Origin of the sequence: Halomonas sp. TG39a, from assembly GCF_000744395.1 — a bacterium.
GTDB lineage: Bacteria > Pseudomonadota > Gammaproteobacteria > Pseudomonadales > Halomonadaceae > Vreelandella > Vreelandella ventosae_B.
In genome coordinates, this window is the sequence record NZ_JQLV01000001.1 from 1577462 (window position 1) to 1600177 (window position 22716).

General features: G+C 52.8%; 18 protein-coding genes. 13 read left to right on the top strand and 5 right to left on the bottom strand.

Going from position 1 to position 22716, the window contains the following annotated elements; translation table 11 throughout:
• Positions 1 to 99: 99 nt before the first annotated feature.
• The 7 genes from U738_RS06905 to U738_RS06935 all read left to right on the top strand — a co-directional run bounded on the left by U738_RS06905 (position 100) and on the right by U738_RS06935 (position 7625).
• Complete coding sequence (locus tag U738_RS06905) at positions 100 to 1323, top strand: ABC transporter substrate-binding protein (RefSeq protein WP_027959157.1); 1224 nt, start codon at positions 100 to 102, stop codon at positions 1321 to 1323.
• Between the two features lie 101 nt (positions 1324 to 1424).
• A complete protein-coding gene (locus U738_RS06910; RefSeq protein ID WP_035578663.1) occupies positions 1425 to 2312 on the top strand; it encodes a branched-chain amino acid ABC transporter permease in 888 nt (295 codons plus the stop codon).
• A gap of 2 nt (positions 2313 to 2314) precedes the next feature.
• Positions 2315 to 3307 carry a branched-chain amino acid ABC transporter permease gene (locus tag U738_RS06915; protein WP_035578664.1) on the top strand — a complete coding sequence of 331 codons (993 nt, stop codon included), beginning with the start codon at positions 2315 to 2317 and terminating at the stop codon, positions 3305 to 3307.
• A 196-nt stretch (positions 3308 to 3503) separates the two neighbouring features.
• Positions 3504 to 4658 (top strand): acyl-CoA dehydrogenase family protein, encoded by a 1155-nt coding sequence (locus U738_RS06920; RefSeq protein ID WP_035578672.1) that lies wholly within the window; start codon positions 3504 to 3506, stop codon positions 4656 to 4658.
• Between the two features lie 53 nt (positions 4659 to 4711).
• A complete protein-coding gene (locus U738_RS06925) occupies positions 4712 to 5827 on the top strand; it encodes an enoyl-CoA hydratase/isomerase family protein (protein WP_035578675.1) in 1116 nt (371 codons plus the stop codon).
• Positions 5828 to 5864: 37 nt separating this feature from the next.
• Positions 5865 to 6758, top strand: coding sequence for a 3-hydroxyisobutyrate dehydrogenase (gene mmsB / locus U738_RS06930; protein ID WP_009286467.1), 894 nt, complete (start codon positions 5865 to 5867; stop codon positions 6756 to 6758).
• Positions 6759 to 6998: 240 nt separating this feature from the next.
• Complete coding sequence (locus U738_RS06935; RefSeq protein WP_035578677.1) at positions 6999 to 7625, top strand: glutathione S-transferase family protein; 627 nt, start codon at positions 6999 to 7001, stop codon at positions 7623 to 7625.
• Positions 7626 to 7736: 111 nt separating this feature from the next.
• Here the strand turns inward: U738_RS06935 and U738_RS06940 are convergent, their stop codons facing one another.
• Positions 7737 to 8657, bottom strand: coding sequence for a ketopantoate reductase family protein (locus tag U738_RS06940; RefSeq protein WP_035583258.1), 921 nt, complete (start codon positions 8655 to 8657; stop codon positions 7737 to 7739).
• A 367-nt stretch (positions 8658 to 9024) separates the two neighbouring features.
• Between U738_RS06940 and U738_RS06945 the strand changes: the two genes are divergently transcribed.
• The 4 genes from U738_RS06945 to U738_RS23790 are packed head-to-tail and all read left to right on the top strand — an operon-like array spanning position 9025 to position 14172.
• Positions 9025 to 10614 (top strand): SAVED domain-containing protein, encoded by a 1590-nt coding sequence (locus tag U738_RS06945; protein ID WP_035578681.1) that lies wholly within the window; start codon positions 9025 to 9027, stop codon positions 10612 to 10614.
• Between the two features lie 23 nt (positions 10615 to 10637).
• Positions 10638 to 11909 (top strand): nucleotidyltransferase domain-containing protein, encoded by a 1272-nt coding sequence (locus U738_RS06950; protein WP_035578683.1) that lies wholly within the window; start codon positions 10638 to 10640, stop codon positions 11907 to 11909.
• 14 nt (positions 11910 to 11923) lie between these two features.
• Entirely contained in the window at positions 11924 to 13606 is a 1683-nt protein-coding gene (locus U738_RS23425; RefSeq protein ID WP_197671939.1) for a ThiF family adenylyltransferase, read from the top strand.
• On the top strand, positions 13603 to 14172 hold the full coding sequence (locus tag U738_RS23790) for a Mov34/MPN/PAD-1 family protein (RefSeq protein ID WP_081899050.1): 570 nt from the start codon (positions 13603 to 13605) through the stop codon (positions 14170 to 14172). Before U738_RS23425 ends, U738_RS23790 begins: the two co-directional genes overlap by 4 nt.
• Positions 14173 to 14176: 4 nt before the next feature.
• Here the strand turns inward: U738_RS23790 and U738_RS06960 are convergent, their stop codons facing one another.
• Positions 14177 to 14734 (bottom strand): 3'-5' exonuclease, encoded by a 558-nt coding sequence (locus tag U738_RS06960; RefSeq protein ID WP_035578688.1) that lies wholly within the window; start codon positions 14732 to 14734, stop codon positions 14177 to 14179.
• 245 nt (positions 14735 to 14979) lie between these two features.
• Complete coding sequence (locus U738_RS06965; RefSeq protein WP_035578690.1) at positions 14980 to 16143, bottom strand: hypothetical protein; 1164 nt, start codon at positions 16141 to 16143, stop codon at positions 14980 to 14982.
• 1168 nt (positions 16144 to 17311) lie between these two features.
• On the opposite strand from U738_RS06965, the gene U738_RS06975 reads away from it, so the two are divergent.
• Positions 17312 to 17887: a hypothetical protein gene (locus U738_RS06975; RefSeq protein ID WP_035578696.1), complete on the top strand. Its 576-nt coding sequence runs from the start codon at positions 17312 to 17314 to the stop codon at positions 17885 to 17887.
• Positions 17888 to 18169: 282 nt separating this feature from the next.
• Here U738_RS06975 and U738_RS06980 read toward each other — a convergent pair whose 3' ends face one another.
• On the bottom strand, positions 18170 to 19951 hold the full coding sequence (locus U738_RS06980; RefSeq protein WP_081899051.1) for a putative bifunctional diguanylate cyclase/phosphodiesterase: 1782 nt from the start codon (positions 19949 to 19951) through the stop codon (positions 18170 to 18172).
• Between the two features lie 352 nt (positions 19952 to 20303).
• On the opposite strand from U738_RS06980, the gene U738_RS06985 reads away from it, so the two are divergent.
• Positions 20304 to 21095, top strand: coding sequence for a 2OG-Fe dioxygenase family protein (locus U738_RS06985; protein WP_035578698.1), 792 nt, complete (start codon positions 20304 to 20306; stop codon positions 21093 to 21095).
• Positions 21096 to 21301: 206 nt separating this feature from the next.
• Here the strand turns inward: U738_RS06985 and U738_RS06990 are convergent, their stop codons facing one another.
• Positions 21302 to 21859, bottom strand: a complete 558-nt coding sequence (locus tag U738_RS06990; RefSeq protein WP_050713550.1) for an invasion associated locus B family protein — start codon at positions 21857 to 21859, stop codon at positions 21302 to 21304.
• Between the last annotated feature and the right edge of the window lie 857 nt (positions 21860 to 22716).

The window sequence follows — 22716 nt, forward strand, 5'->3', positions numbered from 1 at the left end:
AATCAGTAATTTGCAGTACGCACTTTCACGACAGCTCAAAGACTACACAACAGCTCAAAAACAACACAACAACAAAGGCCTCCGGGCCAGGAGACGAATATGACCTTTATGAAAAAAACGCTGGCCGTCAGCATCGCCGTTGCGGCCGCTTCAAGCCTCGCCGTGTCTACCGCCCAGGCTGATATGAGTGATGGTGAAGTCCGCATTGGTTACCTGGCCGATATGTCCGGCACTTATCGCGACCTCGCAGGCCCCGGCGGCTTAACCGCCATGGAGATGGCGGTGGCCGATTTTGGCGGCAGTGTAGATGGCGCGCCCATCGTTATTTCCAGTGCAGATGATCGCAACAGCGCTGACGTCGGCGCGAATACCGTGCGTGGTTGGATCGATCAGGATAACGTCGATATGGTGGGCGGCTTAGTAGCGTCTTCTGTGTCCATTGCAGTGACCAAAGTGCTGGAAGAGAACAATGGCCTGGGTATCGTGTCCGGCTCGGCGGCTTCTAGCATTACCAACGAACACTGTACCCCTAATCACATCCACTGGGTGTACGACACCTATCCGCTCGCTAACGGTACCGCCAAAGCTGTCGTAGAGCAGGGCGGCGACAGCTGGTTTATGCTGACCGCAGACTACGCCTTCGGTCATGCGCTTGAAGCTGACGTCACCAAAGTAGTGGAAGAGAGCGGCGGTGAAATTGTGGGCGGCGTTCGTCATCCCTTCCCGACTAACGACTTCTCTTCGTACATTCTTCAGGCTCAGGGCTCCGGCGCGAAAATTATTGGCTTGGCCAACGCCGGTGCCGATACCGTTAACGCGATCACGACGGCCAGCCAGTTTGGCTTGACTCAATCTGGGCAGCAGCTAGCAGGCCTGTTGATTTTCTTGAATGACGTTCACGCCCTTGGCCTGGAAGCCACTCAGAACCTGCTGCTAACTACCGGCTGGTACTGGGATATGGATGAGCAGTCCCGCGAATGGGCACAGCGCTATTTCGATGAAGTAGGCCGCATGCCGACCATGGTACAAGCGGGTATCTACTCCAGCACCATGCACTACCTGAAAGCCGTTGAAGCCGCTGGCACCGACGACCCTGAAACCGTACGTGCACAAATGGCCGAGATGCCTATCGAGGACTTCTTTGCCCGTAACGGCAGCATTCGTGAAGATGGCCGCATGATCCACGACATGTACCTGGCCCAGGTGAAAACACCGGATGAGTCCACCGGTGAGTGGGATCTTTACGAAATCCTCAGCACCATTCCCGCCGAAGAAGCCTACCGCCCGCTATCTGAAAGCCAGTGCAAATTGGTGCAAAACTAATTTCCCGGCTGAGCTTGAACCAGATAGCCATAGCAAGTGATGTGTAGAACCGGTTGGCGGCAAGTTGCCGCCAACTGTTTGAGGGCGAGGGGAGTCGCGTTATGACGATGATATTCGGCGTGCCAATGGCCGTCTTCATGGGCCAGCTAACGCTGGGCCTGGTGAATGGCGCCTTTTACGCACTGCTTAGCCTGGGCCTGGCGGTCATCTTCGGCCTGTTGAAGATCGTCAACTTTGCCCATGGGGCGCAATACATGCTGGGAGCCTTCGCCGCGCTGTTAGGCTTTCGCTATTTGGGCATTAATTACTGGCTGGCGCTGCTGTTAGTGCCGCTAGTGGTTGGTGCTTTTGGGGTACTGCTGGAGCGCTTTTTGCTGCGCCGTATTGCCCATCTGGATCACCTCTATGGGCTGCTGCTCACCTTTGGTTTAGCGCTCATTTTTGAGGGCACGCTGGTCAACTTCTTCGGTGTTTCCGGGGCGCGTTACGCTACACCGGAGATCCTTCAGGGCGGTTTGAACCTGGGCTTTATGTTCCTACCGACATACCGTGCTTGGGTACTGGTGGCAGCGCTGGCGATGTGCCTGTTTACCTGGTTTATGATCGAGCGTACGCGGTTGGGTGCTTACCTTCGCGCGGGTACTGAAAACTCGCAGCTGATGCAGGCTTTTGGCGTTAATGTGCCGCTGCTGATCACGCTCACCTATGGGTTTGGGGTTGGTCTTGCTGCGTTTGCCGGCGTGTTAGCAGCGCCGCTCTATCCGGTATCGCCGACCATGGGGTCGAGTTTGTTAATCGTGGTGTTTGCGGTGGTGGTCATCGGGGGAATGGGGTCGATTCTAGGTGCCATTATTACCGGGCTTTCCATGGGCATCATCGAAGGGCTGACCAAGGTGTACTACCCCGAAGCCTCTAATACGGTGATCTTTCTTGTCATGATCCTCGTGCTCATGTTGCGCCCCGTTGGGCTGTTCGGTAAGGAGGCATGAACATGGCAGAATCTCAATCAATGGCGGCGCCATCCGCGGTGCTGGAACGTCAGAAACGGGCCAAGTTTCGCCGCAATATGTTCTATCTGGCGCTAATCGTGGTGGGGCTGGTAGCGCCGTTTTTGGCCTATCCCGTGTTCTTGATGAAAGTGCTCTGTTTTGCGCTGTTTGCCTGTGCGTTCAACCTGTTGCTTGGCTATGCGGGTCTGTTGTCTTTCGGCCATGCGGCTTTCTTGGCCACTGGTGGTTACGTAACCGGCTACCTGTTGGCGAGCTACCCTGGATTAACCCCGGAGCTGGGTATTATCGCCGGTACTGTTTTGGCCACGCTGCTTGGGGTGGTGTTTGGGGTGCTCTCCATCAGGCGTCAGGGCATCTATTTTGCCATGGTGACTTTAGCGATCGCCCAGCTTGTGTACTTCATGTTTGTACAGGCACCGTTTACCGGCGGTGAGGATGGCTTGCACGGCGTGCCCCGTGGCGAACTATTTGGGTTTATCAGCCTAAGCAGCAACCTGGCGATGTACTACTTTGTGTTCGCGATTTTCATCTTCGGCTTCGCGCTGATTCAGCGCACGGTGCACTCGCCGTTTGGCCAGGTACTAAAAGCGATTCGTGAAAACGAGCCCCGCGCGGTATCGCTGGGCTACAACGCCGATGCCTATAAGCTAGTGGCGTTCGTGATCTCTGCAGGTTTAGCGGGCTTGGCGGGTTCGACCAAAACCGTGGTTTTCCAGCTGGCTTCGCTGACCGATGCGCACTGGCATATGTCCGGTGAGGTGATTTTGATGACCCTGCTGGGCGGTGTGGGCACCTTGCTGGGGCCGTTAATGGGTGCGGGAATCGTGGTCAGCCTTCAGCATATCCTGGCGCAGTCGCCGCTGGGGAATTGGGTTAGCGTTATTCTCGGTATCATCTTTGTGGTCTGTGTACTCAGTTTCCGTAGCGGAATAATCGGTGAGCTGGACAAGATGTATCGCAAAAACTTTAAGTAACCGTTTTTATTAAATAGCACTCTCTCTGTCCGATTTTGGGCGCCGTTTGGCGCCCTTTTTTTGATTCTTTTATAAGGCCTACGCCTAAGGTAGCAAGCGTTGGCAGGTTGCTTGTAGCCGAGTAAATGGATAAGTTAACGTTAACGTCAATTATAACGACAACAGCAGTGCGCACGCGCATCTGCGGAGATACGCCATGAATTTTGAACTCAACGAAGACCAGGTGGCCTTTGCCGATATGGCGCGGGCCTTTGCCCAAAACGAATTCGAGCCCCACGCTGCCGAGTGGGATCAAACCTCCTTCTTTCCCGTCGATGTGATTCGTAAAGCAGGCGAGCTGGGCTTCTGCTCTCTTTATGCACCTGAAAGCGTGGGTGGGCTAGGCCTCTCGCGGTTGGACGCCAGCATCATTTTCGAACAGCTCTCCATGGGCTGCACCTCTACCACGGCCTACCTAACCATTCACAATATGGTCACCTGGATGCTGGCGGATTTCGGTACTCCGGAAGCGGTCGAGCAGTGGGGCGCAAAACTGGCCACGGGCGAGCTGCTGGGTTCTTACTGTTTAACCGAGCCTAACTCAGGCTCCGACGCCGCCTCGCTGAAAACCACTGCCAAGCGCGACGGCGACCATTACGTATTGACCGGCAGCAAGATGTTTATTTCCGGCGCCGGAAGCACCGATTTTCTCGTGGTGATGGCGCGCACCGGCGGTGAGGGCGCCAGCGGCGTTTCGGCGTTTGCGGTTGATGCCAAGAGTGACGGCATTAGCTATGGGCGCAAGGAAGAGAAAATGGGCTGGAACAGCCAGCCCACCCGCATGATTACCTTTGAAGAGGTGCGGGTACCCGCCAATCATCTGCTCGGCAATGAAGGCGACGGTTTTAAAATCGCCATGAAGGGCCTCGACGGCGGGCGTATCAATATTGCTACCTGCTCTATCGGCACCGCCCAGCAGGCGATCAACAAAGCGCGGGAGTATATGCTGGAGCGCAAACAGTTCGGTAAGCGCTTAGCCGAGTTTCAGGCGCTGCAGTTCCGCCTAGCCGATATGGTCACTGAGCTGGTCGCTGCACGGCAGTTGGTGCGCATGGCCGCTACCAAGCTGGACGCAGGCCACGCCGATGCACCGACCTACTGTGCCATGGCTAAACGCTTTGCTACCGATGTGGGCTTCAAGGTGTGCGACGAAGCGCTTCAACTTTACGGCGGCAACGGCTATATCAAGGAGTACCCGATGGAGCGCTACGTGCGCGATACCCGGGTACACCGGATTCTTGAAGGCACCAACGAAATCATGCGACTGATCATCTCCCGCCGGGTGCTGGCAGACGGTGCCACCGAGCTGTAAATGACGATGAATAAGATTACGGTGGATACGATAGCGACGGATAAGGAATGCCAATGAGCAGCGTACTGTTTACCGAACACGCCACCCAAGACGGCCACGTAATTGCTGAGGTTAAGCTCAATGCCGAGCGCTCGCTGAACGCTTTAACGCTTGAAATGTGTGAAGAGATGCTGCCCCGCCTGCGCGCCTGGGCCACCGACGAGCGGGTGGTGGCGGTTGTGCTGGATAGCGCAGGCGAAAAAGCCTTTTGTGCCGGTGGCGACGTGGTGAATCTATATAAAACGATTACCGGCGAGGGCGACCCCAGCTTTCCGGAGCGCTTTTTCGAGACCGAGTATCGACTCGATTTTCTACTCCATACATACCCCAAACCAGTGATCTGCTGGGGCAATGGTATTGTGATGGGCGGCGGCATGGGGCTGTTAAGCGCCAGCAGCCACCGTGTCGTGACCGAGACCTCGCGTTTGGCCATGCCAGAAGTCACCATCGGCCTCTACCCGGATGTAGGCGCCAGCTGGTTTTTAAACCGGCTTCCCAACGGCGCAGGGCGCTTTCTAGCCATGACCGGCTGCCAGATCAATGCGCCAGATGCTGTACATCTAGGCTTGGCAGACCGCTGTATCGCCAGCCACCACCGTGATGCCATGCTGCAGCAGCTGACCGACGCACAATGGGGAGCCGGGGAGAATACCGATGCCAACGGTGTGGTTAACCGCATCATGCGTGAGCTTGAGCAAACATCCCAGCCTGTATTTGCCGAGTTGGAAGCGCCCGTTTACCAGCACTCGCCGCTGATTCGCGAGTTGATGGATCACGACAGCGTGGAGCAAATTGTCGCCGCCATTACGGCGGTAAAAAGCGACAATCAGTGGTTTGGCAAGGCACAGAAAACGCTGGCCCACGGTAGCCCGGTGTCAGTGAAATTGATTGATGAGCAGCTAAAGCGGGCTAAACATATGTCGCTGGCAGAGGTTTTCCAATCCGAAATGTCGCTCTCGGTGCAGTGCTGCCGCCACCGCGAGTTCCCCGAGGGTGTGCGCGCACTGCTGGTCGATAAAGACGGGCAACCGAACTGGACGTATCCCGATGTGGCCTCGGTAGAGGAGAGCTTTATCAACGAGCTACTATCTTCCGCATGGTCGCAAAATCCGCTGGCGGATCTACGCTAATATAATCTTCCCATTACCGGCTAATAAGGATAATAAAATGAACACCATCGCATTTATCGGCCTGGGCAATATGGGCGGCCCCATGGCTGCCAATCTAGTAAAAGCGGGCTTTGACGTGCGCGCCTTTGATCTTTCTCAAGAGGCGCAAGAGACCGCCAAGGCGAATGGTTGTGAAGTGGCTTTCTCGGCCCAGGAAGCTGCCACCGACGCCGATTTTATTATTTCAATGCTGCCCGCCGGAAAGCATGTACGCGGGCTATATATTGAAGACGATGCGCCGCTGTTTGAAGTGATCAAACGTGGAGCGCTGGTCATCGACTGCTCTACCATTGACGGTGCCACTGCCCGAGGCGTTGCTGAGGAGGGCGAGAAGCTGGGTATCGGCTTTATCGATGCGCCGGTTTCCGGTGGCGTGGGCGGCGCTCAAGCGGGCACCTTGACCTTTATTGTGGGCGGCAGCGAGGTCGAGTTCAGGCTGGCCAAGCCGGTGCTGGAAGCCATGGGCAAAAATATCTTCCACGCCGGAGATCACGGCGCAGGGCAGGTGGCCAAAGCCTGCAACAACATGCTGCTCTCTATCCTGATGGCGGGCACCTGCGAAGCGATCAATATGGGCGTCAAAAACGGCCTGGATCCCGCGGTGCTTTCGGAAATCATGAAGCAGAGCTCCGGCGGTAACTGGGCGCTCAATGTTTACAATCCCTACCCAGGCGTCATGGAAAACGCACCGGCCTCCAAAAACTATCAGGGTGGCTTCCAGGTCGACCTGATGATCAAAGACTTAGGCCTTGCCATGGATGTCAGCCAGCAAAGCGCCTCCGCAGTCCCCATGGGCTCCGCCGCCCGCTCACTGTTCACCCTGCATAAAGCCAAAGGCAACGGTAAACTCGACTTCTCAAGCCTGATGCAGTTTTATCAGGATAAAGAGTGAGGCGTGAGGTGTGAGGTGTGAGGTGTGAATCGTGAGGTATGAATCGTAAGTGGTGAGGAGCGGGGTTTTGTAGCGCGTGGTAACGAGTTTTGCGAGGAACGAGCAACACGAGGCACCCGTATGGACGGCCCCGCGCGAAAGGGCGGCGAAGCCGCCCCAGCTATCCCACCAAAGCCACAGCTTGTCTCCGATCTCAAGGGCGGGCAAACTTAAAGAAACTGCTCATATACAAGGACTACCATGATCACGCTTTGGGGCCGCAACAACTCCACCAACGTCAAGAAAGTGCGCTGGGTGCTAGAAGAGCTGGAACTACCGTTCGAGCAGATCCAGGCTGGCTTGGAGCACGGCGTTAACAATACGCCGGAATACCTGGCCATGAACCCCACCGGCCTAGTGCCGCTACTCAAAGATGACGCCACCAACAGCGTGCTGTGGGAATCCAATACGATTATTCGCTACCTTGCCGCGCAGTACGGGCAAAGCAAGCTATGGATCGAAGCCCCCGCCGAACGGGCGCAGGCAGAAAAGTGGATGGATTGGTCGAACAGCACCCTGTCACCCAGGCACCGCACGATCCTAATGGGCTATGTCAGAACCCCACCCGAAAAACGCGATAACGCTGCCATTGAAGCGGGTATGCAGGCGTGTGAAGAGCTGTTTGAGTTGATGGATAACGTGCTGGCCAAGCAAACGTTCTTCTCGGGCAATGAGTTTGGCCTGGGTGATATTGCCGTTGCACCCTTTATCTACAACTTATGGCATATCGGCTTAACCTGGCAGCCACGCCCCAATCTAGAACGCTGGTACCAACAAATCGCTGAACGCCCCGCCTACCAAAAAGTGGTGGTGATTCCTGTAACGTGATGCTTGAATGTAAATGAGGTAAGCGTACTTGTAGCGCGTGGTAACGAGTAGCGAGCGCAGCGAGAAACGAGGCACCCGCGGGAGGGCAGCGAAGCTGCCCCAGGGTAATGCCTAAAAGCTCGCCTCAACCTCCGCCAACTCATCATCCAACCCCTGCAATACCTCACACGCCAACCCATAGCGCTGGGCACTCTCAATCAACGGCCCCAAGATCGCCCCGCGCTCGGTGGGGCGTTTAGCCTCTACATCCTGCAACATCGAAGCCTTATTGTTTGCCGTGTTTTCCACCACCTGCCACACCAACGCCAACCATGCATCTTCACCGTTGCCATCATTAGGCGGCGCAATGCCCTCGGCTATCATAATCGCCGCGACTTCCTTTACCACAGCCAACACACGGCCCGCATAAGCTTCACCGCGCAATTCACCATTACGCACACCATTTAATGCCACCAACGGATTAATCGCCGCGTTCACCGCCAGCTTCTGCCATAAGCGCTGGCGAATATCACACACCTTTGTGGCGGCAAGCCCTGCCTGGGTTAATGTTTGCGCTAATTCTTCCGCCAGCGCACCGTGGTGGTTATGCAAATCACCCACAAAGGTATGCCCACGCCCCGCATGCACCACGCCATCATCACCGGTTAGATAAGCACCTTCGGTTGTTGTCGCGCACAGCACCGGCCCCGGCCACGCCTGGGTAATACGCGGTTGCGCCAAAAAACCGTTTTGCCACAGCACTAGCGGTGTAGCAGGGGAAATGCAGTCAGTAATGCCAGCCAACGCCGACTCAGCCACCATGGCTTTGGTAGTGATATGCACAAAGGCGGGCGGTACCAGCGTCTTTAATGCCAGTTGATCTATCGTCAACGAGTTTAACGGCAGCACGAGCTGTTCGCCTTCCGGCGTGGTCAGCATCTGGCGCGCAGTCAGCGCACGGCGACCGAGTAGCGTGGTGGCCGCTATGGGTGAAAGCGAATGGGCCAGCAGGCGGCCAATGGCACCCGGGCCGAGTATCCAGTGGGTAGTCATATCAAGCATGTACTCTACAGCGGCGTTGCCGCCAAGCTTACCGCGTTTGGTTTAGGGTCGCGAAGGTAAAAAAGCCGAGCAAAGGGGACTAATGGCTAGTGACGGTGGTAAATAATGTCTGATAAGTTTGAAGCTAAGTGAATTTGGTGGTGAAGTGGTCAATGTGTGACGGCGTATGATGCCCGATGTTGTCATGAAGAATTATTAGATGGCTGTTTTCGACCCTTTGCAGACATTCGCGCTACCTTGCACGTCCTTCGAAAGGCAATACCTAGCAGCAAAATAATGGAGCTTTCCATTAAAATCGTCATTGTCATCCTTAGCAAACAGCGGCTCAATTCATAGTTCGACCAAGGAATAGCGAGAAATGCCCCAAGCCTCTGACTCACTTTTGAACAACACCGTCGCTCCAGGCAATTTTGATGATCAGAGCCTAGCTGTCTGGCTGGATGCCTGTTTGGCCCAAGAGCATCGTGTGGCATATGTCCACGCTGGGTACCTGAGCAAGGTGGTTGATCTTGAAGAGTCCGCCCCCGTTCTCCATCCAGCTGATCCAGGATCAGAGGCCAAGGCTCGTCTAAAGAAGCTAGTCGGCAAGAAGCTGCTATTCAGCCTTGAGGTTTCGAGTGAAGCGCTGAGTAACGCGCGGGTTGCCGACAGCACTTGGATATATGACCAAGTGAAAAGCAAGCCCTGTGTAGATTTGCTCATTGCCACACGAGATGGGCTGCTCGGCAAAGCCAGAGGTAGAGGGCCAGAGATTTCCAAGCAAACAGCACAGAAAGTGTGGGCTGACGCAGGTGGGAGATGCATGTTCCAAGGCTGTAGCAAGGATTTGTCAGAGATCCATCTCTGGACAAAAGCCGCCCAGGTTGGATATTTAGCCCATATCGTTGCATCTGACCCCGAAGGGCCTCGGGGGAACCAAGAGGACTCTCATCGGCTCGCAAATAACCCAGACAACATCATGTTGATGTGCGATGAACACCATCGCTTGATCGACTCGTTCGCGCCTGAGCACTACACCGAAGAAATCCTTTACGAGATGCGCAAGTCTCATCGGGATATGGTTCGAAACTACTTGGATTCTTTGGCATTCCCCCCTACGAAAGCAGTCACTTTGCATGCCAATCTAGCAAACGTACCAACCTACTTCCACGACTCCGAGCTCATTGAAGCCATCATTGCAACGAGACGAGCGATGCTGCCAGGGGTGGTCCACTATGTTCGACGGAAATCGCAGAGAGATGATCGTCATTTGCCAGGATTTTGGCATCAGTATTTAAGAGAACATGAACACCATATTCGCCAATTAGTTACTGGATTTGAATCGTGCAGTGGGTCTGTTACTGAAAACTTGGCCGTTTTTCCCTTACACCACATCCCGACGCTTGTTTTAGCAGGACGCATAATGGGGGAGGCACAGGCCATTCAGATATTTCAGTACGACAGGCATCGGAAGACATGGGCTTGGAACCCTCAGGTTGCTCCTCATTCCAGAGACACCTTTAACGTTGATTCACTTTCGCTGGACCACGCCATAGAGGTTCTTATTACTCTTGAGCTAACGGCTCACGTGGATGAAGGGGCCCTACCTGCCGACCTTAAAACTCGTATAGATAATGGTCATCTGCCCTGGATTCGCGTTACAAGTTCGAATACAGGAATCAATTGTATCGGGCACCCTGATGATCTTGACCAGTTCGCAGAGGTTGCCCGTAAAGCAATCATGCATGTTCAGGATGTGATGAGGGTTCAGAAGGTACACCTTATCGCCGTAAGTCCCGCCAGCACAGTGTTCCGTTTCGGGCAGATGCTGCAGGCGGGGCACCATCCCGAATACATCATCTATGACCGAGCAGGTCGTGACTACGAATTCATACCTGCTTTGTCGATTACTGGCCATCACGTTTCGGCCACTGACGGTCAGCAGACCTACATAGTTAATCTGCGATAAGCAGCCCAAATGAGTTTGATACCATGATCACTAAAAGCGCAGAATTGGTAAAGCATGCTGAACAAAAATGTCCTACTCGTTTAACGCAGTCGCTTGAATCGTTTGCGGCTCTCAGAGAGGGCTACATAGCTGGTGCTATAAATAGGCTGGAAGAATATGGTCTTTGGGCTAAGGCGCTTAGTGAAGCGAATTCGCATATCGCTGTGGATAAGGAAGAAATCGCGGCTGCAACTGACGCATACAATGAAGTTGCAGATTATTTAGCCACTAACCTCTCTTGGCCCCCCGAATCTATTTCGATCAAGCCACAAGGCTCGGTGAGCACTAAGACTTTGATTCGCTCCCCCTATGGAAGTGAAAAATTCGACATTGATGCTGTATGCAAAATCGACATCTCTCACATTGAGGCGGATAATCCCGTGTCATTTTTTGAGTCAATAGGTCAGGCTTTGAAAGAGCTAGAGGCTCAACCCAAACGGCGCTGCTGGAAGATACCTTTCACCGGACGGAAATTTTATCTCGAATTTACCCCTTCTATACCGTTGAATACTATATCGGAGCAAACCCTACATTCTATGGCGCCGCGCTATAGCGTAGCGCGATATGGAGAAACCGCGCTTGCGGTCGTTGATATGCCCACCGAAAGCTGGAAAACCTCTAATTCTGAGGGTATGAGCAAGTGGGTTAACGACACGTCGGAGCGCCGCCTCCTTTGGTCAAATGTGATGGAAGCGCATGCATATGATAGGGCTGCAGCAAGCATTTCTCCGGTGCCGGATCAGACCGTAGACATCACAGACACACTTCGGGTTGCTATCCGGTTGTTTAAACGCCACCGAGATATGTGCGCTAGGCGTGGGATAATTGATGCGGCTACCAAGCCAATCTCAGTCATTATCGTGACATTACTCACCAGTTGCTATGAGGGTCTGGCGGACTTAGGTCGATCATTTGAACACCCAATAGAGTTGCTGGATGAACTCGCTACCCTTATGCCGCACCTCGTGCTGGAACTCGATGGTAAATACCGGGTTGATAACCCAACAGTCGAGGGAGAGAACTTCGCTGAGAAATGGAATGATGATAACGGCGAGCGTTATAAATCATTCATGACTTGGACAAACGCACTATCTGCTGATCTCCAATCCATTCTTGCTCTGAAAGACCCTCAGGCTATTTCCATACGTGTGCGCGATGTTTTTGGGATTGCTGCCCCAACAGGTGGGGGCAACGGCTTGACTACAATTCAGCCTCCAGCTCCTAGAGCCACTCCAGCAAGTCGCGGTTTGGCTTAAAAAATGGAGGATTAATGGCGCTGGATTCGAGCTTTTTGTGCGAGCAATTCCCTGAGCTTCAGCTATCAGCTTTGCACCGGGAGGGAGGAGTCACTGCCTACCAATTGCGGCTACCTCCTTTTCAAGAGGGAAGAGAATTTAAGTGGGCTGAGCTGCGTTTGCCCAAGGGGTTTCCTGAGTATGGCAAAGCATTCATTCAGTTATCTCCAGATGCTGTCTTGCGTATACCGCATCTCGATAGAGCTGGAGTGCTTTGCATTGAAGGCGACCCAGGCCCTGGCCTCGGATATTCCCCAGAGGACAGGGTTAAGTTAACCTTGCATGGCTATGTTGAACAGTTCCTGAGGCCTTGGCTGAATGGTGAACTCGATGGTGACTTCGAAAATGAGGCACTGAATTATTGGGCTATAGCGGTAACTAAGGCACGTTCAAAGTTCGATGCCGTTAGAGGTTTATGGACAGTTGATTCGCCTCCACCAAAGGCACGAGTTAGAAGCGGACTGCTCTTGATTCCAAATAGGGTCATTATTGCGGCAGATGAGCAGTTGCCTATCACCAATCGTTTAGTGCAGTCCATGGGGCTTGCAGCGAAGCAGCGTGTTCGCGTGCTAGTGGCAGATATTCCGATTTCACATTCATTTACGCCGTCTACTTGGCCAAGCTCTATGTCTGATCTGGAGCGCATTCTACAGGGTAGGCTTCTTCCTGCAGAGTATTTGAGGCTTAAAAATTGCCGCAGTCGCAAAGGGCGAGGCATATACTGCGTTGTTCTTTTAAGAAATAATGAAGTGTCCTTTGCCTATTTGCTTCCCGGTGGTCCGCCAACCGTTCTAGACGTATACCGAGGAAAGAAAGCTAGGCCTTCTCTTCCTAAACCGCTACCACTGATGACATCCCGCTTAGATCCAGATTGGACGGTCGGGCGAGATCAGCATCCTCAGATTAGTGGGCGTCAAAGTAAGCACGTTCTGGTTTTGGGGGCCGGGGCTCTCGGCAGCCCGATCGTAGATCATATCGCCAAGGCAGGTGTTGGTCGGATATCCGTGGTAGATGCTGACACCATGTCTTCTGCGAACATTGGGCGGCACCTGCTTGGGGCTGACTCTATAGGTCAAAATAAGGTGGATGCAATTGCTAGGCGGATTAACTTGGCTTACCCGGCTACAGAAGTGACTCCGTATGCGATGAGCACAGCAGAGTGGTTAAAGAAAAACACTTTGGTAGATGTAGACGTGGTGCTCGATCTCACTGGCGAGCCTGATGTACGAGTGCAGATTGAACAAGTCCGCTTAAGTTACCCACGCCCCTTGCTGATCGGGTGGATGGAACCTTATGTGGCTGCCGCTCATGCTTGCATGCTGCCTGCAGGTCAGAAATGGTTGAAGGGAGCACAAGATCCATTGTCTTATTTAGAAGCAGTGGTATGGCCAAGTGAAGTGATTATACAAGAGCCTGGGTGCAGTAGCCGCTTCCAAAGCTATACGGCTGCGGCTGCAGAGCATGCGGTTGCATTGGTGGCTGAGTGCTCGCTGGAGATGATCGACAATTCAGCAACAGTTACTACCGATTCATCAGTACGGAGTTGGGTACGTGGGCAACGCTTTTTAGACAAGCACTGGCCTGGGCTTACGCATAAAGAATGGGCAAAGGATGCTAGCGTTCACGATGGGTTGATCTTGAACAGGCAATTTCCATGATCAGGATATTCTTCTATCCCGATAATACCCGTTATGTCCTGTTTACTGAGCAAGCCTTGTCTCATATGTATGCTCATGCCCAAAGGAGACTATGGCAGAAAGAAGCTGGCGGTGAGGTATTCAGTTCAGAGCCGGGCTCCAGCGGCCTTGTCATCCACACCGCTACTGGTCCCAACCGCGCTGATTACCGACGTAGATGCGCCTGGAACCCTGATATAAAAGCCTCCGATAGAAATAGACAGATCGAATTCTCGCACAACAGGCATGTGGTTGGTTTGTGGCATACACATCCAGAGATATATCCGTCGCCCTCAGCTCGGGATCAAAAGACTACGTGGGAATATCTCGACTCATTCCATGGAGAGAGATCTCGTTATCTCATGGTGATAATAGGTAATCATGGTGGCGTGCCTAACATGGGTGTATGGCTGGCCTCATGCCAACCATCTCGTGAGTGGACACAACTTTGTGAAGCTACGATTGCCTGTGGCAAGACGAATCTCCAGTTTAAGGGGGCAGCACGAACTATCGGAGATCTCCAAAACGGGTCATGTAAATCAGAGTGAAAGATCAGTTCTTCGTTTGCTGTATGATTTCCCTGATCATGCGAAACAGCTCGGCCTGGTATTGAGCATCATGCAGTGCCTGATGGTCCGGTTGTAATTTGGGTTGGAGTCGAGCGGCCATTTGGCTAGAGCGGGTATTTATCCAATTTGACCCAGTTGCTCCCATGTACAGTGCCTTAATGTCTAGCGCGGTAAAGCCAAAGGGATTTGTCTGGAGATAGCGGTGGAAGTAATAGTTTACGAAGGACCAGTCAAATGGCGCATTGAGCCCGACGAATACGGGCAAGTTTTCAGTACCAACAACTTCCCCGACCCAGCTCTGGAACTGTGCCATCGCAATTTCTGGATTGAGTCCCTCAATTTCTAGGGCCTCCAAAGAAAGTCCCGTCACCGCTAGTGCTTCAGGATCTGCATTGGTCGATATTGGCTTCAGCTTACATGAGAACACCTGCTCAGGTTTATCTACATTGCACGCTCCAATTGTGAGCATGCTGTACTCTCCAGGAATCGGGCCTGAGGTCTCGACGTCAATTGAAATATAAACTTCGTGTTTCTTGCTCATGGGCCGAGGTGCTCCGGTTGTAAAAAGGGAGAAATTCTTTGTGGCTTTTCGGCTATCGCTTGGTGGCCTTCGTCCCGCCCTGAAGTGTTTGATCGATCCTGAGCTGTGGTAAAAGCATCATCTTAGTTGCCATCGACAGCTTAAAGCGTCCGCTCCTGGCCGATTTCAGCCAAGCGCGATAGGCTTCTCTCTGCTAGGTAATGCCAGTACTCGTGACGAGTACTGGCATTTTTTGTAGAGCAGAGTCAGTTATGGTTGAGAGGAGGCACAATGACAGTTGTTATGGGCCTATCGTCCGGAGATGTTGCTGCAGCGTTCACAATGGTCGATGGGATCTGTACCTGCTTCCCGTTGGAGAGCTTCCGAAGGTGAGCATTTCGGGCATGTGTGCGCTTGGATTGGCTAGTGCCGCCGCCCTGCTTTTCGTCACCAGCTTTAGATGAGGTGGGGCGTTTGCGAAGTTGGCGGGTTCGAGTTTCAACATCCCAGGCGGTGATTTCCTTTGGAGGAATCATCTGGAATCCAGATGGGGTCCGCTTGGGCTTTGGGGTAGAAGGCCTACTTGCAGGGGGTACCTCAGCTGTTATGGCACAAAGCCGATAAAGCAAGCCCGCGATGGGAAGGATATCTTCCTCCAGGGTGCTTTTCAGGATTTCGAGGAGTTCCTCAGGATGTTTTTGGCTCTCATTTAGAAGTGGTGGGCGCTTCCTATAATCCCTTAGAACCGTTGCCTGGAAGAGGTTTCGATCATTGTTGTTCATTCCCCACCAAGACGCGCCCTTCTTCCAGTTTCGAATGATGTCGGCACGTGAGTTCATGGGCTCGCGCACCTTGTGAATCTGGTATTCGATCCGCACATGGACGATATCGGTCAGCGAATGAAAAAGCGGCTCGTCACGGTCCATCAATAGAATCAGTCCCAACTCTCCATCGAGATGGTCGTCGAGATAGGCAAAGAAACCGGACAAGGGATCTCCCAGCCATGAAAACCCCGGTGTAGGCACGTAGATACATGGTTGTGGAAGGTGAAGGAACATTTTGGGATCAGGATCGCTAGGAATACCGTTCTCACGGGCGTCCGTAACGTCCTCATCGCTCATCACAAATATCCCTTTCGTGAGGCGCCAAGAAGCTAGGCCGGCAATGACATCGATGTCATTTAAGCGCTTTCTCTGTTCCAGTTTGCCTGGTCGGCTGTAGCGACCGCGCGCAGGGAAGGGGTCTTGAAACTCGTGATTCAAAAATCTGGTGGGAATGAAGCAACGCCGGTCCCACTTGGTATCATGCTCATGAGCGAGCTGGCGGACACCGTCAATCTGCTGCCAGATGCCTTCATGTCGTTTGCTTATTTTGGTAAGAAATGATTGCGCACGAGCAGATGCTACCGCAATTAGAGAGGATTGTGTCATAAGGACTCCATACCAATGATGAGTCATATCCAGGTTCCCGCCTGGTCAGGGCACAGGGTGTGCCGGCGCTGAGTCCGGTTGACTCAAACACCCATTTTCATGCCTCGACAGGCACCTTTTCAGGCTATTCCAAGTCGGGGCACAATGTAAAGAAGGATATGCGGCAGTTCCGTTGACAGAGCGGGTGATCAAGGGAGTAGTCAGTGGTCGTGCTTCGTCAGATTTAAAGCGAGCATGAGGCTGTCGATTGGCTAGAGCCACGCACCTACTGACCGAGTGTTTAGTATTTAGGGTCGCCTAGGACAATTCTCGAACGACTGCAATTGGCCGAATGGGGTAGCTTCAGGCTATGCTGATGTAACGGCCGCAGCATCGGTCGCTGGAGCCGATCGGCCACCGATTATCGTCAGACCAAAGGATATTGGCGCCTGTGATATTTGAAACATTAGCAACTCGATTGGGTGGGTCCGCTTTCTTAGCGGGAGTCAAGTATCTTTACGGCCGACTCGTTCCCCATAGAATCAAAGCTAAGAAGACTCCGCGGAATTTTTTCGAGCACATAGGCCCTGGGGTTTCCAAAGAGTTCGTGGTTGCATCACTAGGTCCGCCGCACCGGCAGTGCGAGGAGATATGGCAATATAATTTTGGGGACGCGCTAGCGCAGATCGAATTCTATGTGGATGGGGCTGCTCGCTCAGTGGCCCTTGCCATCACTAATGACAGCCCGAAGCAGGGCTTCAAGCTGCCGACTCTTGAGGTTCCACTCGGGAAGCTGACATTTAACGAATTTCTTGTTTGCCCAGAAGGACACTTTAGGTACCGATCGACATTGAGAACGTGTGAACTTCTATATGAAGTAAAGTTTCCACCTTCATGGACGAGCAACCATTACACTTTTGGAGCACTTTGCGTACTCACACCAGGAGCACTAGCGGAATCCGCTTTTAATACCCAACTGGCCGAGGCGAATGCGAGCTCTGCCGCGAAAGATGTCCGGGTAAACTGGATCGGTCTTTCTAATAGCTCCGAGGAGCTTTGGTTTGATTGGTCTATTGCATTGCCGGTGTCGGCTTAACGATCGACTATGTTTAGATTAGGCTATGCTCAACGCTTGCTTTTGGCCGAAAAAAAAGCCAGATTAATGAAACTTTGAAGCGCAGAGAAATATATGACATATGGATACAGGCTCAATGTTGAGCAGCTCATGCTAAGGAGAGCAAACAATAGTTTTGATGAAGCTAAGAAGAAGATGGTTGAGGTTCCTGATTCTGTGCCAGAGTCTGGAAAACCTTATTCCTTTAAAGGTCCAGGGTTTGAAGATGATGAAACTATTGCTCTCTGCATTGAAGCTATTCTTGGCTGGGCAATTTCATTTGAGGCATTTGTAAATTTAGTTTGGCATGCTCATCCAATAGCTAAAGAAGAGAATGAGAGAAGCTATGGAAGCACAACAGCCAAGCTAAAAAAATTGTACAAAATCTCTCGATTGCCTTATGGCGATTCAAGTTGGAGAGCTGGCATCCAGGATCTTTTTGATATGCGAAACTATCTTGTTCATTATAAGGATCCGGTAGTTTATATAGGTTTCAGTTTTGCAGCTAAGTTTCAGCACGATTTCTCAGAAAGAAGCATGCAGAAGATTCAACGAGACGTTCTCTGTGCGATAAAAGAAATTGGAGTCCTGTTTGGTGTTAAATCTGGATTTATTGATGTTGATTATGATCACTTGGTGTATAGATATTAATTCAGTTTGGTAGCATGGCTGCGCAGGCCAAGATCGGCGATAGCGGGCGAGCAGCCTAGTGAACGACTGCGATTTAGCCCTAGCTTACAATTGCAGATAACGGTTTCGCTGTGGCTGTATTACTTGTTATTTCAGTTGTGCTGAATGTCTGCTTCTGGCCGATAACGGCAATCCAGCTAGGGCCAGCAGTGTCAGTCCCTGCGATCAATGAGCATCAGGATCGCTAACAAGTTCTCCAGGTCATGGCAACCCCGGGCATTGGACGCCAAATCACGACGAGTCTCAGCTCGACAGCCCTTCGTGACCAGGCACGAAACCGCCCAGCAGGCGGTCGATTTCCTTGGCAGGCATTGGACGGTAGAAGAAGAACCCCTGGATGAGGTCGCAATGCATTTCGCGAAGCAATGACAACTGTTCGGCGTTCTCGACGCCCTCGGCCACCACTTCCAATCCCAACCGATGACCAATGAAGATGGCACCTTCCAGGATGGCCCTATCCTTCGGCTGTGTGGGAGCGTCGTGGATGAAGGAGCGATCTATCTTCAGGGCGGTGACTGGAAAGTGCTTGAGATAGCTCAGGGAGGAATAACCGGTTCCGAAATCGTCGATAGCAATGTGAATACCGCGATGATAGAGGCGCCGCAGATCCTCGAGGACGGTCTCGTCGGCTTCTATCAGGACATTCTCGGTCAATTCGATGCCGATATCCCGCGGGCCTAAGCCGTGGCGCTGCAGCGAGTCCTCGAAGCTCTTGAGGGCATCGGGACGCACCAGTTGACGCCCCGAGACATTGATATCGATGCGGTGCTCATGAAATCCCTTGGCACGCCATTCCACCTGCTGGCGGCAAGCCTCTTCGATGACCCAGTCGCCCAGACGATGGATCACACCGGAACGCTCGGCCAGCGGGATAAACTCGGCAGGCGAGATCGGCGGGCCCTCGGCAGGCTCCCAGCGTATCAAGGCCTCGAGATTCTCTATTCTCCCACTGGCCGCCGAGACCTGGGGTTGGTAGTGGAGGGAGAATTCACCGTTATCAAGGGCTTCCTCGAGTCGCGCCGAGAGATAGTGTTGGCGAACCAGCTCATCATGGAGCTTCTGTTGGAAGAAACGTACAGCACCCCGGCCCTCCAGTTTGGCACGATTCTTGGCAACATCGGCATTACGGATCAATTCGCGTGACGATTCACCATTCTCGGGAAAGAGTGCCACACCCAGGCAGGCCGTGACCTGACGCTCTCGACCATCCAGGACGAAAGGTTCCCGAAAGACATTCTGGACATGGCGAACGACCCGTCTGACATCGGGGGGCAAGTGGACGCCGGGAAAGGCCAGCACGAATTCATCGCTAGAAACACGGGACACCAGGTCAGTGACCCGCTGGCACTCTCTTAGTCGCCGAGTCAGCTCAATGAGCAGGCGGTCGCCCTGATCATAGCCAAGGGCATCATTGATTTCGACGAAGTGATCGATGTCCAGGTAGATGGTTGCCAGGCCATGACCCTGGCGTCGACAGGAATCCAACAGACTGTTCAGATCGACTTCGAAGGTCTGGCGGTTAGGGAGATGGGTGAGCCTGTCGAAACGGGTGGCGAATTCCAGGTCACGGTGGGCGCGCTTTTGGTCGGAAAGATCGACATCCACGCAGAACATCAGGGGGGAGTCGGTATGCTCATTGAGCATCAGATGCTGCGAAAAGACCGATACCAGTTCACCGGTTTTGTGTTTGAGCTGGAGTTCATCGGCGGGTATATCGACCCCTTCTTTGATCCAGGCATCATGCGCCTGGATCACCCCGTCACGCATGAAGGCAGGAATGATCAGATCTTCCAGTAACTGTCCTTGGGCTTCCTCAGCGGTATAGCCATAGAGACGAGTGCTACCCTCATTCCAGTAAATCACCCGCCGATCGCGATCATAACCCTGAACTGCCACTTTCGGCAGACTCTCCAGCAGGGAGCGGAATTGCTGCTCACTCTCCAGATACTGGCGGCGTACTAACTCGACTTCTTCCCTACCGGCATCATGCGAATCGATGCCATCAGTTGAAGGTGTCTTTGACATCTTCAACACGAGTGCACCGGAAAACTTCCTGCGGTTCTCCTTCAGGCGTTTCGGATCTCTGTGAAGTCGGGGATCGCTGGCAGTCATGGGATCCACTTAAAGAAAAAACACTGTCAAGAACCATCATAATGGCAACGAGAGGGGCACTTTGTTGTGATTATCCTACACCTATTTGTAGGAGATAACCTACAAATACGTCATCAACGGTCTGATCCTGTTTTCAAAAAAATCACTCTTTTTAGTACATTTCTTTGACATATCGTTGCAAATCTTTTCATTTTCTACCTGTTGACCTCAGTGTTTACACCGGCAACACCGGGCAATTCAGCCCAGTTAACAGGAGAATACCAACATGAAACTCGATACTCTCAAGCACGGTTTCGACCTCACCTCCATGCCTGCCGATTCACTCGCCGATTATTGGAATCCGGGAGTGATAGAGGCGCTGAGGCATCAGGATTGGGCGAAAACCAATATTCGGGAGCGAATCGATCTGACTGCCTGGCAGGGGTTTACCGCTGACCTGCCGCGCGATCCCTACGTTAACCAGCGATGGAAGCGGATGTCATGGCTCGCCCTGAATGATCAGGGTGATGTCGAGGATATGGGCCAATGCCCCATGGCCCAGGGGGGTGCCTTCAACGACGCGGAAAGCATGGCGGATCGCCTGCGGTACTATGATCCGCTGACTCGGGAATTTATGGCACGCCCCGATGTGAAAGCCTTCGTTCGCGCCTGGGCAAGGCTGTGGAGTATCGGTGCGCACGAACCCATCCTGATGCAGATCACCGGGGTTCGCGGGGAAGGCAGCATCGACCCCCTTCAGGGACAGGGAATTCATGCCGATGGCTGCAAGGCCCTAAGCATTCTGGTCATCAATCGGGAAAACGTGGCGGGCGCCGAAAACCACCTCTACGCAGACAAGGCTGGCACGCAACCCTTGGTCGATATCACCCTGAATCCGGGTGATATCCTTCATCTGAACGATGACCGGCTATTCCACAGTGTCGACGGGATCGAACAGCTCGACAGCGAGTCACCCTTCGAGCGGTTCATTATCATCATCAATAGTCGCTTCGTGGACGACTTCCAAAACCGGATGTTGCGTCGCTACTTCCCGGAAGCGGTCCTCAATGAGAGCTAATGACACTCTCGGTAAATTGAGAACCTAGCAACACCCACGCCCCCGGAACTCCGGGGGCGTTTTGGTTGTGCGCCCGGCAAGGGGAAGTGCTGGCCGACGGCAAGGGTGTCTGTCTCCACTGGCCAACGCTGTGTGAGCGGCTGCTGGCAACGGCTGAGTAAACGTGTCCCTTTTAAGTCGGCTTTGTCTGGGCAAGGCCCCGAAGGTTAACGAGCGATGCGGTTACTGGCGTCAGTAAAGCCGAGCAGTGAAATATCTATGTCCATGCGTTCACCGCGTGGACTAATCATGCTGAGGGTTGCTGTATTGCCACTGCGGAGTTGCTGCAACATCGACGACTCAATGGGCACGTCAGCACGGCACCCTTGCTCCTGGCATACCTGATAGGGGAATTGGACTGGCTCAGCGTTATCCACACTGAATTGCAAGCCCGGGGCCAGACGTACCCCCAGCGGCACGAAGAAGCTCATCACCGGGTCATCGATCTGAGGCGGGTAGTCGAGAATTACCTGCATCAAGGGCTGGTCGCTGTCAGGTTGAGTGATCAATTGCGACATCGCACAAGGGCTCGGGCCCTCGGCACTACGCTGGCAACGGACTTCCCAGTCCTGGAACGACTCGGTAGTGACATCATTACCGGAGGCTGCCCCCGGTTGTTGTTGGCTGAAGGCATTGGGGGACAACGCCAAGAGCGATAATAGCCCCATCCTGCATAGGTTTTGAGACAGGTTTTGAGACAGGTTTTGAGTAAGAGAGTGCGGCATTTGAGTAACCTCCTGTTGGTTCGCTGATGGTGGATGATAATACTCACCATGCCTGCTTGTTCGCTTGAGGTCGAGCCCTTGATTTACGAGAGCGTGGTTGGGCGGTTTACTTTCCTCTCCAACCGGTTTTCCTGAGCGCTTTTTTATTTAAGGTAAATATAGATTTTATGTGTAAAACCATTCGCTATATAGGTGAACTCCGGAGTGGCGATTAAGGCTTACACAGGACGCTTGGCAGGCGTGTTGCCGCGTATAGCGGTGCAACTGCTGCTGAGTCTCCCTAAGCTGAAAAACACCGTCAGATATCCTGCCGATATAAATCTGGCATTATACCCTGAGCAATATTCTGATATACCCAGGCTGTATTTATATGTCCGCTTACCTTTGCAGTTTTTATTGGCGTGTTTTGTGTAGTGGTCAATTAAAAGTGAAAGGCAAGAGTGTGAAGGGGCTGTTTGAAATTATGTAAGGTAACAAAGTTTCGTTCTATCAAAAGCAACGCCTAACACTACTGTATTTTGCTATTTAGTCTTAGCAGTGAGCGGTAGTGCTGAGTTAGGCTCGCTTAGTTACCTAGTACGTTGGTTTCGCTTTTCTTTGATGATTTAGCAGCTTTCTTTTCTTTCGCTGTTAGAAGGGGTTTCTTTTTAGTGTCTTTTTTACTGTCTTTTCCTTTGCTCATGCTATTTGCCTCTATTAATCCATTAGTTGACCCGTTAAGCTGTATGAAACCAGCTTCGGAGAGCTGATGTTAGCGCATAAAGTGTCGACGCGCATTGTATATAGTTAATACCCTGCTAAAACGTAAAAGCTGGCCTCATCCTGGCCTTATGAAATCCTCAGGAAGTAGCAAGGTG

What these genes read in the sequence shown, in the direction of transcription:
- U738_RS06905 (WP_027959157.1), top strand. Translation starts at nt 100, where the DNA reads ATGACCTTTATGAAAAAAACGCTGGCCGTCAGCATCGCCGTTGCGGCC.
- U738_RS06910 (WP_035578663.1), top strand. Translation starts at nt 1,425, where the DNA reads ATGACGATGATATTCGGCGTGCCAATGGCCGTCTTCATGGGCCAGCTA.
- U738_RS06915 (WP_035578664.1), top strand. Translation starts at nt 2,315, where the DNA reads ATGGCAGAATCTCAATCAATGGCGGCGCCATCCGCGGTGCTGGAACGT.
- U738_RS06920 (WP_035578672.1), top strand. Translation starts at nt 3,504, where the DNA reads ATGAATTTTGAACTCAACGAAGACCAGGTGGCCTTTGCCGATATGGCG.
- U738_RS06925 (WP_035578675.1), top strand. Translation starts at nt 4,712, where the DNA reads ATGAGCAGCGTACTGTTTACCGAACACGCCACCCAAGACGGCCACGTA.
- mmsB (WP_009286467.1), top strand. Translation starts at nt 5,865, where the DNA reads ATGAACACCATCGCATTTATCGGCCTGGGCAATATGGGCGGCCCCATG.
- U738_RS06935 (WP_035578677.1), top strand. Translation starts at nt 6,999, where the DNA reads ATGATCACGCTTTGGGGCCGCAACAACTCCACCAACGTCAAGAAAGTG.
- U738_RS06940 (WP_035583258.1), bottom strand. Translation starts at nt 8,657, where the DNA reads ATGACTACCCACTGGATACTCGGCCCGGGTGCCATTGGCCGCCTGCTG.
- U738_RS06945 (WP_035578681.1), top strand. Translation starts at nt 9,025, where the DNA reads ATGCCCCAAGCCTCTGACTCACTTTTGAACAACACCGTCGCTCCAGGC.
- U738_RS06950 (WP_035578683.1), top strand. Translation starts at nt 10,638, where the DNA reads ATGATCACTAAAAGCGCAGAATTGGTAAAGCATGCTGAACAAAAATGT.
- U738_RS23425 (WP_197671939.1), top strand. Translation starts at nt 11,924, where the DNA reads ATGGCGCTGGATTCGAGCTTTTTGTGCGAGCAATTCCCTGAGCTTCAG.
- U738_RS23790 (WP_081899050.1), top strand. Translation starts at nt 13,603, where the DNA reads ATGATCAGGATATTCTTCTATCCCGATAATACCCGTTATGTCCTGTTT.
- U738_RS06960 (WP_035578688.1), bottom strand. Translation starts at nt 14,734, where the DNA reads ATGAGCAAGAAACACGAAGTTTATATTTCAATTGACGTCGAGACCTCA.
- U738_RS06965 (WP_035578690.1), bottom strand. Translation starts at nt 16,143, where the DNA reads ATGACACAATCCTCTCTAATTGCGGTAGCATCTGCTCGTGCGCAATCA.
- U738_RS06975 (WP_035578696.1), top strand. Translation starts at nt 17,312, where the DNA reads ATGACATATGGATACAGGCTCAATGTTGAGCAGCTCATGCTAAGGAGA.
- U738_RS06980 (WP_081899051.1), bottom strand. Translation starts at nt 19,951, where the DNA reads ATGTCAAAGACACCTTCAACTGATGGCATCGATTCGCATGATGCCGGT.
- U738_RS06985 (WP_035578698.1), top strand. Translation starts at nt 20,304, where the DNA reads ATGAAACTCGATACTCTCAAGCACGGTTTCGACCTCACCTCCATGCCT.
- U738_RS06990 (WP_050713550.1), bottom strand. Translation starts at nt 21,859, where the DNA reads ATGCCGCACTCTCTTACTCAAAACCTGTCTCAAAACCTGTCTCAAAAC.